The sequence below is a fragment of the Oceanospirillum linum genome (assembly GCF_001995095.2).
Taxonomy (GTDB): domain Bacteria; phylum Pseudomonadota; class Gammaproteobacteria; order Pseudomonadales; family Halomonadaceae; genus Oceanospirillum; species Oceanospirillum linum.
On sequence record NZ_MTSD02000038.1, the window covers coordinates 1 to 623 of the forward strand.

General features: G+C 44.8%; 1 protein-coding gene. It reads left to right on the forward strand.

Features of this window, described 5'->3' with window-relative positions; translation table 11 throughout:
* The coding region (locus tag BTA35_RS16510; RefSeq protein ID WP_338013020.1) for a phosphoribosylaminoimidazolesuccinocarboxamide synthase at positions 1–512 on the forward strand (512 nt) is incomplete at its 5' end.
* Positions 513–623: the final 111 nt, after the last annotated feature.

Here is a 623-nt window from a genome sequence, read left to right on the forward strand (position 1 = left end):
TTCGTACCCATCAGCCTGTTCATAGTGGAAAAGTTCGCTCTGTTTATTGGCTAACTGAAGCCGATAGCAAGCGCCTGATTAAAGAGAAAGGCTACAACGTTGTCCCTGATGCGCCTCTCGCTATCATGGTGATTAGTGACCGTATTTCTGCTTTTGACTGCATCTGGCATGGTGAAGGTGGTATGAACGGCGTACCAGGTAAAGGGGCTGCGCTGAATGCAATATCTAATCATTGGTTCAAGCTATTTCGTGAACAAGGTTTGGCCGATAGTCATATTCTAGACATTCCACACCCTTTTGTTTGGATTGTACAGAAAGCACGCCCAGTTATGATTGAGGCAATTTGCCGCCAATACATTACAGGGTCAATGTGGCGCTCATATACAAAAGGCGAGCGCGAGTTCTGTGGTATTGCAATTCCTGATGGTCTACAGAAAGATCAGAAACTGCCTGAACTACTGATTACACCTTCAACCAAAGGTATTTTGAAAGGTATTCCAGGCGTGCCATAGGCCGATGATGTCAATGTTACTCGCCAGAACCTTGAACAGAACTTCTCTGCGTTCAACTTCCGTAGTGCTGATGATATCGACCGTTATGAAACCTTATTAAAAGAAGGCTTT